Source organism: Halodesulfovibrio spirochaetisodalis, from assembly GCF_001672295.1.
Lineage (GTDB): Bacteria > Desulfobacterota > Desulfovibrionia > Desulfovibrionales > Desulfovibrionaceae > Halodesulfovibrio > Halodesulfovibrio spirochaetisodalis.
Map to the genome: position 1 here is coordinate 104,823 of NZ_JXMS01000004.1, position 16,276 is coordinate 121,098.

General features: G+C 46.8%; 15 protein-coding genes and 1 riboswitch. All 15 genes read right to left on the reverse strand.

Annotated features, from left to right (window positions below; genetic code table 11):
* Window positions 1-60 precede the first annotated feature (60 nt).
* The 15 genes from ribB to fusA all read right to left on the reverse strand — a co-directional run bounded on the left by ribB (window position 61) and on the right by fusA (window position 16,256).
* Complete coding sequence (gene ribB, locus SP90_RS03595; RefSeq protein WP_066852681.1) at window positions 61-705, reverse strand: 3,4-dihydroxy-2-butanone-4-phosphate synthase; 645 nt, start codon at window positions 703-705, stop codon at window positions 61-63.
* Between the two features lie 105 nt (window positions 706-810).
* Window positions 811-951, reverse strand: a riboswitch (FMN riboswitch).
* Window positions 952-1,020: 69 nt separating this feature from the next.
* On the reverse strand, window positions 1,021-2,103 hold the full coding sequence (locus SP90_RS03600) for a GGDEF domain-containing protein (protein WP_231895526.1): 1,083 nt from the start codon (window positions 2,101-2,103) through the stop codon (window positions 1,021-1,023).
* Between the two features lie 68 nt (window positions 2,104-2,171).
* On the reverse strand, window positions 2,172-2,840 hold the full coding sequence (locus tag SP90_RS03605; RefSeq protein WP_066852683.1) for a thermonuclease family protein: 669 nt from the start codon (window positions 2,838-2,840) through the stop codon (window positions 2,172-2,174).
* A 58-nt stretch (window positions 2,841-2,898) separates the two neighbouring features.
* Window positions 2,899-4,671 (reverse strand): RNA polymerase sigma factor RpoD, encoded by a 1,773-nt coding sequence (rpoD, locus tag SP90_RS03610; protein WP_066852686.1) that lies wholly within the window; start codon window positions 4,669-4,671, stop codon window positions 2,899-2,901.
* Window positions 4,658-6,445, reverse strand: a complete 1,788-nt coding sequence (dnaG, locus tag SP90_RS03615) for a DNA primase (protein ID WP_066852689.1) — start codon at window positions 6,443-6,445, stop codon at window positions 4,658-4,660. The genes rpoD and dnaG overlap by 14 nt, the downstream gene beginning before the upstream one ends.
* Window positions 6,446-6,480: 35 nt before the next feature.
* A complete protein-coding gene (locus SP90_RS03620; RefSeq protein ID WP_066852692.1) occupies window positions 6,481-8,781 on the reverse strand; it encodes an endonuclease MutS2 in 2,301 nt (766 codons plus the stop codon).
* A 4-nt stretch (window positions 8,782-8,785) separates the two neighbouring features.
* A complete protein-coding gene (locus tag SP90_RS03625) occupies window positions 8,786-9,229 on the reverse strand; it encodes a GatB/YqeY domain-containing protein (RefSeq protein WP_066852695.1) in 444 nt (147 codons plus the stop codon).
* A gap of 107 nt (window positions 9,230-9,336) precedes the next feature.
* Window positions 9,337-9,540 carry a 30S ribosomal protein S21 gene (gene rpsU, locus SP90_RS03630; RefSeq protein WP_066852698.1) on the reverse strand — a complete coding sequence of 68 codons (204 nt, stop codon included), beginning with the start codon at window positions 9,538-9,540 and terminating at the stop codon, window positions 9,337-9,339.
* 159 nt (window positions 9,541-9,699) lie between these two features.
* On the reverse strand, window positions 9,700-9,882 hold the full coding sequence (locus tag SP90_RS03635) for a hypothetical protein (protein WP_066852701.1): 183 nt from the start codon (window positions 9,880-9,882) through the stop codon (window positions 9,700-9,702).
* A gap of 17 nt (window positions 9,883-9,899) precedes the next feature.
* Entirely contained in the window at window positions 9,900-10,172 is a 273-nt protein-coding gene (locus SP90_RS03640) for an HU family DNA-binding protein (RefSeq protein ID WP_066852705.1), read from the reverse strand.
* Between the two features lie 171 nt (window positions 10,173-10,343).
* Window positions 10,344-11,162, reverse strand: coding sequence for a 16S rRNA (adenine(1518)-N(6)/adenine(1519)-N(6))-dimethyltransferase RsmA (gene rsmA / locus SP90_RS03645; RefSeq protein WP_066852708.1), 819 nt, complete (start codon window positions 11,160-11,162; stop codon window positions 10,344-10,346).
* A 23-nt stretch (window positions 11,163-11,185) separates the two neighbouring features.
* Window positions 11,186-12,616: an alpha,alpha-trehalose-phosphate synthase (UDP-forming) gene (locus tag SP90_RS03650; protein ID WP_066852711.1), complete on the reverse strand. Its 1,431-nt coding sequence runs from the start codon at window positions 12,614-12,616 to the stop codon at window positions 11,186-11,188.
* Between the two features lie 283 nt (window positions 12,617-12,899).
* The gene (gene otsB / locus SP90_RS03655) at window positions 12,900-13,712 is read right to left on the reverse strand and encodes a trehalose-phosphatase (RefSeq protein ID WP_082936275.1); all 813 of its coding nucleotides are present in this window, start codon (window positions 13,710-13,712) and stop codon (window positions 12,900-12,902) included.
* Complete coding sequence (locus tag SP90_RS03660) at window positions 13,672-14,193, reverse strand: DUF2062 domain-containing protein (RefSeq protein WP_066852717.1); 522 nt, start codon at window positions 14,191-14,193, stop codon at window positions 13,672-13,674. Before SP90_RS03660 ends, otsB begins: the two co-directional genes overlap by 41 nt.
* A gap of 23 nt (window positions 14,194-14,216) precedes the next feature.
* A complete protein-coding gene (fusA, locus tag SP90_RS03665; RefSeq protein WP_066852720.1) occupies window positions 14,217-16,256 on the reverse strand; it encodes an elongation factor G in 2,040 nt (679 codons plus the stop codon).
* Window positions 16,257-16,276: the final 20 nt, after the last annotated feature.

The window sequence follows — 16,276 nt, forward strand, 5'->3', positions numbered from 1 at the left end:
AAAAAAGACCGGACGAAAGTCCGGTCTTTAACGTTGTGTTGCAGGGTGTAGCGCTACGCCCTAAATTTTCTTTTCGGTTCTGTAAGCAACGAGATCTTCGATGGTAAGCATTGGCATCTCGTATTTTTTTGAAATCTCAACCAGTTCCGGCATGCGTGCCATTGTTCCGTCGGCATTTGTTACTTCACAAAGCACACCACAGGAACCAAGACCGGCAAGACGCATAAGGTCTACGGTAGCTTCTGTATGACCACGACGCTCTAATACGCCGCCCTCACGGGCGCGGAGTGGAAATACATGTCCCGGGCTATTGATGTCAGATGAGCTTGCACAGTTACAGGAAGCTGCTTTTACTGTACGTACACGGTCAGCAGCAGATACGCCGGTTGTTACACCTTCAGCAGCTTCAATGGAAACAGTAAACGCTGTCTGGTACTGGCTGTTGTTTTCATCCACCATCATAGGCAGATCAAGCTGCTTCACCTTATCATCTGTCATACAAAGACAGACAATACCGCTACATTCGCGGATAAGCAAAGCCATCTGTGCAGGGGTGAGGTGCTCAGATGAAAAGATCATATCACCTTCGTTTTCACGATCTTCATCATCTGTCACAATAACGCCAGCTCCCTGCTGCAATGCAGCAAGAGCCTTTTCTACACGTTCTTCCGGGGTACCAAACTGATCAAGTAAAGACTGATTCATGGAATTCTCCAAAAAGTTTAAGAATCGCAAGAATCAGGGCAAGTAAAAAGCAGTGCAAAAGAATAGAGCAGCATATACACGCTGCCAAAAAGAAATGCAGGCTGCATTTACTCTCTTCCATCCGGACTGTCACCGTCGGCTCTGGAATTACACCAGATCTGCTGACCTTCAAAATGAAGCGCTCGCGGGCTTTCCTAAAGAGGATTTACCGCCGGTAGGGAATTACACCCTGCCCTGAGAATAAATTCGCGTTACAAAAATGGCTATACGGTTCCGCGTGTTCTGTCAACAGAACCGTATGCATTTCGATAAATTTTACGCAACTCCCCCACCTGTTATGACAGAGAAACCGCAGTCATCGTCTTTTTGCGAATACTGAACTATCATATTCCTTCCACGCCCTTTCGCTTCATAGAGCGCCGAATCAGCAGCATCCAGCAACGCTTCTGCTTTGTTTGCACACTCAATATCCGCCGCATATGCAAAACCGCAGGAAACGGTCATTTTAACATCTCGACGCACAATCCGCCCTTTCGGATCTCTAATAACAAACTCATATGTTTTAAGTCTGGAAAGAATGGACTGAGCTATCGCCACAACATCTGCAACTGCATCACCAAGCAGCAATATGGCAAACTCATCACCGCCAAAACGACAGCAGCGAATTTCAGCATCTTTATGGTGCCTATGTGCCACATCCTGCATTATCTGAGAAAATGTCTGAAGCGCCTGATCACCAATACGATGCCCGAACTGATCATTAAAATCTTTCAGATTATCGATATCGAGCAATAACAAACAAAGCGGTGTTGAACTGCACTGCCATGCTGCAACACCGGAAGCGAGATTCTCATCAAAGGCACGCCTGTTAAACAGCCCAGTCAGACTGTCAGTCTTGCAAATCAAGTCAAGACGTTCTGCATCTTCTTTCAAAACCGCGATGACTTCCTCAAAAGTGCTTCGTAACTGAGCAATGACTTCTTCGGGGTCAGCGCCACTGCGAACAGCAGCTACGCTTTTCTCCTTAAGCCCCTCTACTGCCCCCTTATGAGCGTAGACACTGTTGCGAAAGTCAGTTGCGAGATCAACAGACTCTTTCAAAGCCTCTTCAAGCCTCTTCGCATATGAGCTTGCCAGAATCCCCTGATACTTACGCAACACGACTGTATATCGTTCTTCAGTAAAACAGGCTGATTCCAGTGTGGTGCGAAATAAATCCGCAATGGCTTTTTTTTGATCCTGAGAATAATACGAATATTTCTGGGTGCTTCGTAAACATGAGAGCAATGAGCGCCACCTATCATCACGTGGAACGCCCAACCGTTCAAAAAGATCACAGTATTTATGACCTGCTTCAAAATAACAAATTCTTTCTGAAGTGTTGTTAGACTGCAACATTGCCCCCTTATACATACCTTATTCTGTGATGCATCTAAGATTAAATCTATATGCATCTCCCTCGGCTGTTATTCTAAGAGAATATCAGTAGTATTCGGCCACAGCTTACAAACACGAGCAGGGGCATATCCATTATAAAATGCCTCAACAGCCGAATCAAAATAAACCCTGTTTCTTTTTGCAATTGATTGTGCATTGCTACACGTTATTGCAAAGGATCGCTTGCTTCTACGGTTCCCGATTACCTTCCCCGCAGATTTAAAATAAGTAATAGCTCTTTTCCACATGCCAACTTTACTTTGCATTGCATCTTTCTGCAATTGTAGCAAACCAGCAATATAGAACTTATCTCTTTTACCATGAGGATAAACAAAAGCAGCACCTTTTTGCACTAGAAAAGAGCCAAGATCGAGATTATTACGATAATTTACAATTGCGACAACTCTACCATACCTATCCTGAGAGATTATTTTTTGAAGAACAACCTCTTTATGGAGGACTACCTCTGTCAAAAACATTTTTGCATCAGTCGCGAAGTACTGTTCTTTTCGTTTATCAGATTTTATTTCTGGAGTATCTACATATGCCAGACGTACTCTTTGCCCATTAGTAAGGACAAACGTATCGCCATCTACAATCTTGGCAACCTGATATACTTCTGCTGCAAAAGAATATCCCGCTAACAACATCACAATAACGAACGAACACCATATACGGGTCACTGCTTTTGCAACCATTACCCACCTCATCGTACATATAAAAAAAGGCGGCTTCAAATGAAGCCGCCTTGAATGTTTAGTTCTCGTAGTAAGACTTTAATGTCTGACTTCGAACCGGATGGCGCAGTTTTCGAAGCGCTTTTGCTTCGATCTGTCGAATACGTTCACGAGTAACGTTAAACAGTTTGCCAACCTCTTCGAGCGTATGGTCGGATTTTTCACCGATACCGAAACGCTTACGCAGAACCTGCTCCTCACGAGGAGTAAGGTCTGCAAGTACACCGGCAATCTGCTCGCCAAGTTTAGTGTTGACCACTTCCTCAGCTGGAGCAACTGCTTTTTTATCTTCAATGAAATCACCGAGGCTGGAGTCCTCTTCGTCACCAATCGGTGTTTCAAGAGAGATAGGCTCTTTTGCAATTTTCAGGACTTTCTTAACCTTATCGATCGGGTAGTCCATGCGTTCTGCAATCTCTTCAGGTGTCGGATCACGTCCGAGCTCCTGAACGAGGTAACGGGAAGTCCTGATCAACTTATTGATAGTCTCAATCATATGCACAGGAATACGGATTGTACGAGCCTGATCCGCGATAGCGCGAGTAATAGCCTGACGAATCCACCATGTTGCGTAGGTTGAGAACTTGTAACCACGCTGATATTCGAACTTATCAACGGCCTTCATAAGACCGATGTTCCCTTCCTGAATCAGATCAAGGAACTGCAAGCCACGGTTTGTGTACTTTTTAGCAATACTTACAACAAGGCGCAGGTTGGAACGGATAAGTTCCTGTTTCGCACGCATTGCAGCAGTATTACCGTACTTGATACGCCACAGAACTTCTTCAAGGTCTGTAACGTTGTGACAACATTTTTCCTGCAGACGATGCAGGATCTCGATCTTACCGAGAATCATTTCCTTAAAGGAGAACAATTCGTCAACAGTAAGGCCAAGCTCATCAGCTGCCACTACCGGATTCACCTCACGGTCATCAAGCTGCTTGAACAGAACCTGAATCTCGGACTGAGTTTTACCAGTAGAAAGAATATATGCAGAAAGGTCACGCTGGCAGTTATGCATCTGACGAACGTAATCTTCAACAGTCTCGATAACTCGGTCGATGAGAGTTTTTTCCAGTTTGATATCACGAAGACGAATTACAACATCTTCTTTGAACTGGATAATTTCTTTCTGAAGACCGTACACTCTGCGATCAAGCGTACAGCAGTCATCAAGCTTGTCGTAGATCTTTCTTTTCTTTTTGTAGATGTTGCGAATTTCATCAAGAAGCTTGATAACGCGCTCACGCTGGTTCAGTTCGTCTTCGCTCGGATCATCCTCTTCGATGGTCTTAACGACGTCCTTCAACTTAACGCGGTTTTCTCTCAGGTCTTCACCAACACTTACAAGCTCTTCAACAGCCACAGGCACTTCTACGAGTGCATATAATACATCCTGCTCGCCAATTTCGATCTTCTTAGCGATGACAACCTCACCGTCACGGTCAAGCAACGGCACTGCGCCCATTTCACGCAAGTACATACGCACTGGGTCTGTACTACGTGACGCATAATCGGTAGTCTCTTCTTCTTCGTTAAATTCAATAACGTCATCAGAAGACAGGTCTTCGTCACTATCAGCATCAGCAACAGGAACTTCTTCATTCATCTTGTTGCTGTCAACAATAGCAATATTCAACTGGTCAAAAATCCCGATGATCTCTTCAACCTGTTCGGGAGTATTCACTTCAGCCGGTAACGCTTTGTTGACCTCATCAAAAGTCAGGAACCCGTTGACTTTGCCCTTCGCAATCAAGGACTTAATTTGCTGGATGTCCTTAATATTCCCCATTGGACCTCCCCAAGGATTCTTTTAAGGCCAGAAGAAAATCCATTTCTGCATCCTGTTCGCCCCCCTCTGTTATGTGCCGCATTGCGGCTACTAGGGATTGCCCTTGCTGTTGGCGGCGAGTTCTTTCCAGGAACATACAGACGTCGTTCAATTCTTCCTGTTCTTTTTGCATTGCAGCCGTATCAACAGTACGGTGCTTAATCCAAAATACTTTTTCTTTACCTTCAAGGTACTCAGCGGCATCATTGCCGTAAGCAGAAATTTTGTTCCAGAGCGATTCAGCCCAAGAGGACTGCAACAGCTCTATTCCACCATACTGCTCCAGTGTAAGCACATGGTGAGGATAGCGCACAACAAACTGCAGCACTCGCTCTTCCAATGATGCAGCCAAAACAGGACGCGGGGCTGTTCCCTGCGCAGTGCCCTGCTTTTTATTCCAGTTGCCGGACGCATCACGATTTTTCCGCTGGGAATAGGAAGCACGTGGAGCCGCCTGTGCAACTTTTTTTGGAGCAACAAGTCCGCGTAGCTCTGATTCATCCAACCCAAGTCCTGAGGCCACACGGGACACATAGAATGAACACAGCTCCGGCTGTTCCATGCTGCTCAAAAAACGGGTAGTCCAGTCCATGACATCGCGCGGAGCGTACATACTCACGGTCGCAGTGCAAAAGGACAGCCCGTCAGGAGATTTTTCCAGCAGTTGCTGAAATGCTTCTACGCCCTGCTCGTGTAAGAAGCTGTCGATGTCTTCGCCATCCGGCAACAAAACAACACGACACTTCATTCCCTTAGCCAGAATCATTTCGCAGCTCTTTAAAGCAGCCTTTCGCCCTGCTTCATCGCCATCAAAGATGAGATCAACAGAAGAACAAAAGCCGCCAAGCCGCTTCACCTGATCCGGCGTCAGAGCCGTACCGAGCACACCGCAGGCATTTTCAAAACCAAACTGGTGCAAAGTGAGCACATCCATATACCCTTCTGTAAGAAAGGCACTTTTGGTTGCAGAAATCGCCCTACGAGCCTGAAAAAGCCCGTAAAGATGCTCACCTTTTTTGTAGATCGCTGAATCGCTACTGTTGATATACTTTGCCTGATCACTTTTTCCAATGATTCTACCGCCAAAAGCGATAACCTGACCGGAAAGATTCTTGATCGGGAAAATAAATCGGCCACGGAACCGGTCATACATACGCCCGCGTTCATTGCGTGACAAAAGACCGGCCTCAGCTGCCTGTTTTTGCGTCATCCCCTGTGCAACCAGTGCGTCAGAAAGGGATTGCCATGTATCAGGAGCCCAGCCCAGTTCAAAACGTTCGACAATCTCGGGCGAAAGTTTACGCCCCTTTATGTAATTACGGCATTCCCGTGCATCGTGCTTGGATAAATTTTGACGAAAGTGATTTTTTGCAAGTTCATACATGGTATAACATTGCTTTTTAAAATCACGTTCCTCTTTAGCACGCGGGTCAGCCTTATATTCAGTTAGTTGAACTCCGGTTTCTTCAGCTAACTGCTGAAGACCTTCTCGGAACTCCAACCCATTTACTTTACAGAAAAAGTCAATAACATCGCCAGCCGCCTGACAGCCAAAGCAGTAGTAAAACCCTTCTTCTTCGTTAATAGAGAAAGAAGGTGTCTTCTCCTGATGAAAAGGGCAAAGTCCCATCCATCTGCCACCGGCATGACGCAACTCCATGTAGCGCCTGGCCACGTCAGCAATATTAAGACGGGCTTTAATTTCTCTTACAGCAGAAAAACCGCTATGTGTCATGGCTGATCCAGAATCGTTACGATACCCAGAAGACATTATCGCAATTCAACAATTGTCATCCCGTCACCACCAAGATCGGCAGGTGCAATACGGAATGAAGCAACGGCCGGGGAATTTTTGAGATGCATATGAATCTCACGGCGCAACGCACCAGTCCCTTTACCGTGCACAACTTCAAGCTCTTCAATATTGCTGAGCAGCGCCCGGTCAATAAAGGCCTCAAGTTCACTTATAGCTACATCAGCACGCTTTCCCCGTAAGTCAACCCTAAAAGAAGTTTTACGCTCAACTTTTACTGTAGTACGAGGTTGTTGAACAGTTTTATTTCCTTCATCTGCAAAAGAAACATCCTGTAAATTTACCCACATGGCCACACCGGAAAGATTAATCTTAACCTTTCCTCGTTTATCATCAATTTCTTCAACAACCCCTGATTTTTTCCAAGGGTTATATTTCAATGTAAGGCCGGGTTTAATTTCCTGCGGCTGCAGCGCCTGTGCTTTAGGTTGCTCAGCTTTATCTGCATCAGCAAGCTTCTGACGAGTTTTAGCCAGCTCTTTCAGCGCCTGCTTATGTGTAATCTTCTGTGTTTTTAAATCACTCAGAACACTTTGTGCTTCTTTCTGAATATCACCGAAAAGCTTGTCGCGTTCACGCTCGTAACGTGTGTTCAACTTTTTCCGGCGCTCTTCAAGGCGCGTACGCTCGCTATCGAGCTTGGCTACCTCACGCTCACGTTCAACAGCTAATGTGTTGAGTCGTTCAATAAGACTGGAAGTATCTTCACCATCCATAAGCAAATACTGCTCAGCACGGCGAAGCACGTAATCAGGCATGCCGTGTTCACGGGCAACATCAAGCGCCTGAGATGCACCAACCTGATCGTACGCAAGACGGTACAACGGTTTTTTGGTGCTCGGGTCGAACAATACTGATGCAGCACGAACTTTCTCATTGGAAAGCGCATACGCCTTCAGTGCAGGAAAGTGCGTTGCAGCACAAATGTATGCCCCGCGTTCCAGCAATTCGTCGATAACAGCCTGTGCCAGTGCCGCACCCTGTGCCGGGTCAGTACCTGCACCAAACTCGTCAAGAATAACAAGCGTGCTGTCATCAGCAGTATCCCAAATACCACTTAAATTAGTGATCTGAGCGGTGAATGTAGATACATTTTCTTCGAGACTTTGTTCGTCACCGATGAACGCAAAAATATTTTTCCAGAACGGAATAGAGCTGCCTTCTTTAACAGGCACAGGCAAACCGCTCATTGCCATAATGGCGATAAGCCCCACTGTTTTAAGACAAACAGTTTTACCGCCCGCGTTACCACCACTGATAAGCAACGCGAACTGCTCTTTTTTAAGTTCAAGCGTTACCGGAAGAGCACCGCCATCAGACAATGCAAGTAACGGATGGAGCGCATCCATAAGATGCAATTTGTTTTCATCACTGAATTCCAGCGCTACACCACCGAACTTGGAGGCAAGAGTACACTTGGCAAGCAGCACATCCACATGCACCATCAAGCTGTACACGCCGTGCAACGCACCGTAGTTAGCGCGTGCAAGGCCTGTGAGGAATTCAAGAACCTTATGCTCTTCCTCACGTTCCTGCTTCTTCAGTTCCGCCAGTTCGTTGTTGAGGTCAACAAGGAACATCGGCTCAAAGTAGCAGGTCTCACCAGTCTGGGAATAGTCGTGGATGATCCCCTGCACACGTCCCTTAAAATTACTTTTAAGCGGCAGCACATACCGATCATTTGCCAGTGTGATGTATTCGTCCTGAAGGTATTGAAGGATGCCGTGTGAATTAACAAAATCCTTCACTTTACGGGTACACGTCTGATGGATTCTACGAATCTCCTGACGCACCAGTAAAAGTTCCGGAGAACTGTTGTCACGGATAAGACCATCATCCCCAACACAACGGGAAAGACCCGAAGCACATTGCTCCGGCCATGGAAATTTATCTACCATTGCCAGCAAAAGCGGCCATGGAGAGTCTTCTGTGCTTACACGAATAGAAGCACGCAGATCGCAAGCCTGAACGAGCACCTGACGCAGTGCCCACAAATCATCAAGATCGAGCACAGCCGTCGGCGAATCAATAAAGCCAAACATACCTGCAAGGTCGGGAAAAGAAGAAAGCGTTACTGTAACAGTACGCGCCCACTCCTGCCCCTGTCTGAACAATTGCGCATCTTGCTGCGCATCTTCACGACTGGCTGCAGGAGCAATAGACAAACACGCACTGGCGCCTGCCTCCGAAACAGCAAAGTCCGCAAGGCGCTCAAGCACCTTACGGAACTCTAAATTGTGTATGGTACGCTGCTCCATAAAACTATGCGAGCTTTGCGCGAACTGATGCGCTCAGTTTCTTACCGTCTACGCGACCTTTGTATTCTGCCATAATGGCATTCATTACCTTACCCATATCCTGCATACCGGAAGCACCGGTTTCAGCTACGGTTTTGGTAACGAGCTCTTCAAGCTCTTCATCGGAAAGCTGGCTTGGCAGGTATGTCTGCAAAACTTCAAGCTCTGCAACTTCTTTTTCTGCAAGGTCTTCACGATTTGCCGCGCGGAACTGTTCAATAGAGTCCTGACGCTGCTTCGCCTGCTTCATCACAACATCAAGCATTTCTTCTTCAGTAAGTTCACGCTTGAGGTCAATCTGCATATTTTTCGCAGCAGTTTTCAGATGACGCAGTACACCAAGTGCAACTTGCTCCTTGGCTTTGTAGGCAGTAATGTAATCTTTATCGATCTGCTGAATAAGGCTCATGCTGTCACTCTTATCTAATTAAAGCATAGAATAATGCGGGGATTCGATAACGAACCCCCGCTAAGAAGCATCTATTCGATGCACCCGCCGTAGCGGAGAACACAGTACTAGTACTGGTTCATCTTTCTCATCTTCTTAAGAAGACGTTTACGGGCGGCTGCTTTCTTCTTCTTACGCATTACGCTAGGTTTTTCGAAATGCTGACGTTTTTTCATTTCTGAAAGAATGCCTGCCTTTTCTACCTGCTTCTTAAAGCGGCGAAGCGCGATGTCGAAGTTGTAGTCGCTATCATCAAGATATACGCCTGGCATGAAATATCACCACCTTCTTTACTTACTATCTCAAGCAAAATCACGCTCAAGACAAGAGCACAATCTACGGGCGTATTTATTTTTTTGCAAGTTATTTTTTATTACTTACACATAAAAAAAAGCCTGCTTAAACTAGCAGGCTTTTTTTAACAAACAAAACTAATGACTGTGTCCGTGATTATCATGCTTAGCATGAAGAATGGACTTAAGAATTACGTAACCGAGTCCACCAAGAATTACGAACAGAACAGCATAAAATGCTCCGAAGAATACAAAGTGGTCAGGCATCCACCAAGGGATATCCTGAGGCAATGCGCTATGCAAAGTTTCACCGTGCAGCATAATAAAGCCTCCTGCTACTACTTAACAGCTTCTTTGAGCAGCTTTCCTGGGCGGAATTTTACTACTTTAGTTTCTGGAATGATAATTGGCTCACCGCTCTGCGGGTTGCGTCCCAAGCGCTCTTTGCGCTCTTCAACAACAAAAGTACCAAAACCTGTTAAAGTCAGTTTACCTTCAGCCACAAGAACTTCCTGTACAGATTCGAGAAATGCGTTCAGGGAGCGTTCTGCATTCGCTTTGGTAAGGTTCGCCTTCTCAGCAATTCTTTCTACGAGTTCCGCTTTGGTCACGGCCACGTCCTCCTCTCTGGGGTTGCAATAATTTTCGCCAAAGCGCACACACTCCAGCTACAAAAATATTACTGTTATTTGAGATATCAGCCCAAACTTGTTAGTCGATACCAGATGCATGCAGCATATGCAACGGTTTATACGCTCTAACGCCTTGCAATTAGGGCTTTCCTACTTTTTAGGGCAACTTTTCAGTGCATCGGCAAGCAGTTGGAACTGACGTGTCGTTAATGTCTCAGGCCTTGCTGTCCCTACTACTCCGGCTTTCTCCAATGCATCGTCAATACCTGAAGCAATGCAACCCTTTAATATCTTCTGCAATTGTTTTCGGCGTTGCTGGAAGGTAACTTTAAGTAACCAGGAAAGCGCCGCAGGGTCAAAATCGCGTTCTTCAACAGGAATAGGTACAAAACTGAGTACAGCAGAATCAACTTTAGGACGCGGGATAAACACACCGGGAGGAACAATGAACTCGCGTTTAGGCTTACAAAAACTCTGCAGCCATACAGAAAGAGCCCCGTACTGTTTAGATGAAGGCGCAGCAACAATTCTGTCACCAACCTCTTTTTGAATCATAAAAACAGCACGCTTAAGACCTGTGGCTTTGCTCAAAATATCCCACATAAGCGGAGAAGCAACGTTGTACGGAAGGTTCCCGATGACTTTCCACGGCTTATCAGAGGTAAGATTTTCCCATGGAAACAGTAACGCATCAGTAAGGACAACCTGAAGTTCCGGATCGCCTGCAGGCGGCTGGCGCTTATGCTCATGCGCCCAGTGATTGTCTTTTTCAAGAATAGTGAACCATGCCGGCTTGCGGTCATGAATAAGATGTGTCAGCGCTCCAGGGCCGGGGCCGATTTCGATGACATGGTCATCGGCTTCAATCTTAAGCGCATCAACAATGCGGTTGGCTGTATTTTTGTCCTGCAGAAAGTTCTGCCCAAGACTTTTCTTCGCGCGTGGTCCTTGCTTAATATCCAGTGCCATGTATGTATATCCAGACAGGTAGACTATGGTGCAAACGCAGATGCAAAGAAGCTGTCTACCCATTTAAAAATGTCGTTTTTGCGGATTGATTCCCGCATTCTATCCATCCGTTTCCGCCGCTCACCTTCATCCATCATATATGCCTGATGGATAGCAGCAGCTACACCTTCTACATCAAAAGGATTCACCAGTATAGCCCCATTTCTGAGCTGTGCGGCGGCACCGGCAAACTCACTCAACACCAGCACGCCGTTACGTTCAACATTGGCAGCACAGTACTCTTTCGCCACCAGATTCATCCCGTCCCGAAGCGGTGTAACCAACGCAATATTGCTTGCGCGGTAATACGCAAGCAGCTCTTCAAAATTGAGATTTTTGTACTGATAGTGGATTGCCACATAGCCGGGCTCAGAAAATTCACCATTTATCTGTCCAACAAGCCTTTCAATTTCCTTTTTCAGCTTCGCATACAACGGAATCGTCGCCCTGCTCGGCACAACTACTTGGAGCAGGCTTAATTTTCCCCGCAATTCCGGATAACGGGTAAACAATTTTTGCATGGCATGAAGTCGATGTGGAATACCTTTTGTATAATCAAGCCTGTCCACACCAAGAATGATCTTTCTATCCGGCAACGCACTGTGCACATGCTGAGCCTGCTTGCGAACCACTGCAGAACGGGCTGTTCTGTAGAATTTTTTATAGTCAATGCTGATGGGAAATGCGCCTATCCTGATTGTTCTCCCGCCAACTTTCGCAGTCACCACCTGCCCGCGTCCGGTTACTTTCACATGAGGCGCCAGAATAGAAATTGCCTGAATAAAATTGCGGCGATCATGCAGCGTCTGAAAACCAATCTGGTCAAACTCAAGCAGCGCGTTCAATAATTCTGAACGCCACGGAAGACGCCTGAAGCTGTCCACAGCCGGAAACGGAATGTGCAGGAAAAACCCTGTCCGCCGATTGTCGCCAGCTTCACGCATATACTTTGCCACATGCATAAGATGATAATCATGCACCCATACATAATCATCTGCATTGCCGCTTTCTACCGTTTTACAAGCAAACAATGCGTTCACATCCAGATAGGTCTGCCAGTAATCAGGATTAAAATTACATTCAAACTGCGAATCATGGAAAAGAGGCCATATTATCTGGTTGGTAAACCCGAAATAAAAATTGGCTATCTGCTCATGGGTCAACCCCACCTGCTGTAACGTGTAGCCTGTTTCCTGTGAAAAAAGACGCAGTGCTGCATCCACTCCCTCCACATCCGGAGCGCCGGACCAGCCTATCCATGTACCTTTATTTACAGTCAATACCGGAGTTAATGCTGTCACTAACCCACCAGAAACAGGGGAAGAATGACAGGTGCCACCTGCGCACTCTAACGAAACTGGCAATCTGTTTGAAACAACAATTACGCCCTGACCGGCTCCAGATGTCTTGGACATGGGTACTCCTTTTACAGTTATTCAGCCTGTTAGAATACCCAGAGATGCGGATTGAAACAATGAGAGTATATCCAGATTGACGACAAATCCGCACATTGCGACCCCATTACGACAACGTCAGACGGTCACGTCTGCCTTTCCATGCTTCGAAGCATACGATTTCTCAATACATAACAAACCGTTGCTCTAGCCAGACAGATAGGAGATTCGACAATAACCTCTATCTTCAATAAAAAACCCCGCACTGTTTTTTCAGTACGGGGTAAAAATATATATAGCTAAACTAGGACAAAGACGACGCAGCAGCATTGATAAAATCAATTATGTGTCGACCATCCGGTCTTTCAGGAAGCAGCCATTTTGCAGCTGAAACGCGCGGTTCACGGCCTATAAGAATAGTATGTCCCTGCTCTCCCAGCGCGCGGAATGCATCTTCATCCGTCACGTCATCACCGATGTACGCTGTGACAGCATCCTTTGGCTCTTCTTCAAGAACAGAATAAATCGCACGGGACTTATTGATGCCGGGAACACGCATCTCAACGCCTTCGTGAAAATCCAGAAGCTCGAGTCCGAATTCTTCCGCGACCGGCTCCCACAATTCTTCCACATCTGTCAGGTATTGCGGAATAAGCTCAGCATTTATGCTGCTGACATGCGCAGCAACGCTGCTGGGCTTGCGCTCAATAGCATGTGGAGCCAATAACGATGCGACCTTGGAGGCTGCAATCTGCAATCCCTCTTTGGCTTTTTCTGAGATGGCTACTTCTTCCAGCTTCCCTGACGGCCTGAGGTGCTCGCAACCATGGGAACCCCACGCTTCAAACGGCAGTCGACTTTGCAACAAAGGCTGAATCTCTAGGACCCTGCGCCCGCTCACAAGCACTGTACGGCAATGCTTGACTACAAGAAGTCGTTCAAAAGCCTCCCGCACACCATCATACGGAAGGGCGTTGTCTCTGTCCGGCACAATTGGCGCCAGCGTACCGTCATAATCAAAAAAGAGAACCGCCCTGCGACAGGCAGCCAGTTGTTGTCCGAAATCAGCCTGCTGTTCAGCTGTCCACACTTTTGTCATGGCTGTCATGGTCTCCATGCTTACTCTTATACTGCTTGATAAGTCGGATCATGCGGCGCTGACGGAACCGTGTAACTGCCCTGAACGTAATAAAATAGGACAAAATAGAACATGGCACTGCCATTATCAGCCCGCCTGTCATCATAACGATAACAATACCACCACCCTGCTCAAGCAGATCTTTAAGTTCCATATGATGCGGATCGAACGAAACATCAATAGGAATAAGCCAGTTACCTATAATAAAACAGGCAGTATAAAATGGAACCCAGTTTAACGGGTTGGATATCCACGTACCTGCTGCCGCTGCAATTTTGCTGCATCGTACCACAAACGCAAGTGCAACAGCCACCACTGTCTGAAACGGAAGAATAGGCAAGCAGCCGGAAAAAACCCCGACAGCCATACCCAACGCAATAGAATGGGTTGAAACTTTCAACCGCATTACGCGGAGATAATTGTATTTAATCGCCCGCTTAAATGAGACCCAAAACCGCACCAAAAACTCCTCGTTTCTGACCCTTACGACAGTGTATCAAATCGTAAGAATTGAATTACAAGCCCCGCACGCCCCTGTGTTACAGAGCGCAAATCGGTAGAAAACCCGAAAAGACTGCACATTGGAGCCAACGCTTGCACCATCTTCAATCCTGCACGGTCAAAAAGGTTTTCAACTTTTGCGCCTTTCGCGCCAAGCAGGCTGATAGCATCCCCGACATTTTCATCCGGAACAGAAATCTCTACATCCATAATCGGCTCAAGCAATTCCGGCTTTGCATTTGCCAATGCAGCCTTCAATGCCATGCCCGCAGCCATACGATACCCTGGTTCTGAAGAGCTGTCAGTTCGCTTAATTTCCTGCACTGTGACCTCTACGTCCTGCACAGGATACCCCTTGATAACCCCGCATTGCAAGCCGTCCAGAACCCCCTGCTCCACAGCATCAACCCATGCTGTAGGCCACTCTGATGTATCAAACGCAAACCGGACAACATTACCTGAATCACGCTCACGGGGTGCAACAGAAAGACTTGCGTACCCGTAGTGCTTTTTCTCACCGAGTTCGCGGTCAAATTCTTCCACAGCAGCACCGGTGCCACTGATTGTTTCCTGATACACGACCTGCGGATTACCCACACGCGGAGCAACATGGTATTCTCTGCGCAGTCGATCTACCACAACCTCAAGGTGCAGCTCTCCCATACCTGAAATAACCCGCTGCCCTGTTTCTGGACTCTGCTCATACTGCAATGTCGGGTCTTCAAGCAAAAGCTTTTCAAGGACCTCATCAAGTTTATCTGCTTCTTCAGAGTTTGAAGGCTCAAGCGCACGGGAAATTACAGGACGATAGCCGGAAATATTTTCGAGTACGTACGGCTGTGCTTCTGTTGCCAGAGAATCGCCTGTTCGGGCAAATTTCATTCCCGCCAGAGCAACAATTTCTCCGGCACGGGCTTCTTCCACCTGCTCCCTGTGGCTTGCATGCAGCATATAAAGACGAGCCGGTTTTTCTTTTTTCCCCTGAGTACTGTTATGCACATAGTCACCGGAGCGCAGTGTACCGGAGTAAATACGGGCAAGAACCATTTTTCGCCCTTCATCCATATACACTTTAAACGCAAGCGCAGCTAGCGGGCTGTCCGGTGCAATGACAAGCTCTTCAGTTGTTCCAAGATCAGGCCTGAGCGCTTTGGGTGCTGTTACATCAAGCGGGGACGGAAGATAATCAAACGCACCATCCAGTACGCACTGAACACCGCAATTCCGCAGTGCTGAACCACTGAAAACCGGCGTAATTTTCAACTCCAACGTAGCCTTGCGGATACATTCTTTTATCTTTTCAAGCGGTATTGTTTCACCCGAAAGATACATTTCCATAATGTCGTCGTCGAAATCAGCCACTGTTTCCAGCAGACGTTCGTGCCACTCCTCTGCAAATGCCAGTTCAGCACCTTCCAGCGGAGAGCGCGAGTATTCACGCCCTTCTGTTTCCTGATCAAAATCGAGACGTTCGAGCGTCAACACGTCTGCAAGACCGTAAAATTCATCGCCTTCACCAAGCGGTGCCACCAGCACCAGCGGGGAGGCATTCAAGCGCTCGCGCATGGATTCCAGCACAGACATAAAATCCGCACCGAGTCTGTCCATCTTGTTGATGAACGCAATTTTAGGGACAGAAAATTTTTCTGACTGACGCCAGACAGTTTCTGACTGCGGTTCAACACCACCCACAGCACAAAAAACACCGACCGCACCATCCAGCACACGCAAAGAACGTTCTACTTCAATGGTAAAGTCAACATGCCCCGGGGTATCGATGATATTGATGACGCCGTTGTTCCATTCACATGACGTACATGCTGAAGCAATAGTAATTCCACGTTCCTGCTCTTCCGGCATAAAGTCCATGGTTGCAGTGCCTTCATGCACTTCGCCCATGCGATATATCTTGTCAGTATAATACAGAATACGTTCTGTAAGAGTGGTTTTTCCGGCATCAATGTGCGCAATAATACCAATATTTCTCAAGCTGTTCAGATACGAAGTCGTGCTCTTGCCCATGCAATCCACCTTCACTCAAG

Excerpts from the sequence above, each read along its gene's own strand:
- ribB (WP_066852681.1), bottom strand. The coding sequence starts at position 705 with ATGAATCAGTCTTTACTTGATCAGTTTGGTACCCCGGAAGAACGTGTA.
- SP90_RS03600 (WP_231895526.1), bottom strand. The coding sequence starts at position 2,103 with ATGTTGCAGTCTAACAACACTTCAGAAAGAATTTGTTATTTTGAAGCA.
- SP90_RS03605 (WP_066852683.1), bottom strand. The coding sequence starts at position 2,840 with ATGGTTGCAAAAGCAGTGACCCGTATATGGTGTTCGTTCGTTATTGTG.
- rpoD (WP_066852686.1), bottom strand. The coding sequence starts at position 4,671 with ATGGGGAATATTAAGGACATCCAGCAAATTAAGTCCTTGATTGCGAAG.
- dnaG (WP_066852689.1), bottom strand. The coding sequence starts at position 6,445 with ATGACACATAGCGGTTTTTCTGCTGTAAGAGAAATTAAAGCCCGTCTT.
- SP90_RS03620 (WP_066852692.1), bottom strand. The coding sequence starts at position 8,781 with ATGGAGCAGCGTACCATACACAATTTAGAGTTCCGTAAGGTGCTTGAG.
- SP90_RS03625 (WP_066852695.1), bottom strand. The coding sequence starts at position 9,229 with ATGAGCCTTATTCAGCAGATCGATAAAGATTACATTACTGCCTACAAA.
- rpsU (WP_066852698.1), bottom strand. The coding sequence starts at position 9,540 with ATGCCAGGCGTATATCTTGATGATAGCGACTACAACTTCGACATCGCG.
- SP90_RS03635 (WP_066852701.1), bottom strand. The coding sequence starts at position 9,882 with ATGCTGCACGGTGAAACTTTGCATAGCGCATTGCCTCAGGATATCCCT.
- rsmA (WP_066852708.1), bottom strand. The coding sequence starts at position 11,162 with ATGGCACTGGATATTAAGCAAGGACCACGCGCGAAGAAAAGTCTTGGG.
- SP90_RS03650 (WP_066852711.1), bottom strand. The coding sequence starts at position 12,616 with ATGTCCAAGACATCTGGAGCCGGTCAGGGCGTAATTGTTGTTTCAAAC.
- otsB (WP_082936275.1), bottom strand. The coding sequence starts at position 13,712 with ATGGAGACCATGACAGCCATGACAAAAGTGTGGACAGCTGAACAGCAG.
- fusA (WP_066852720.1), bottom strand. The coding sequence starts at position 16,256 with ATGGGCAAGAGCACGACTTCGTATCTGAACAGCTTGAGAAATATTGGT.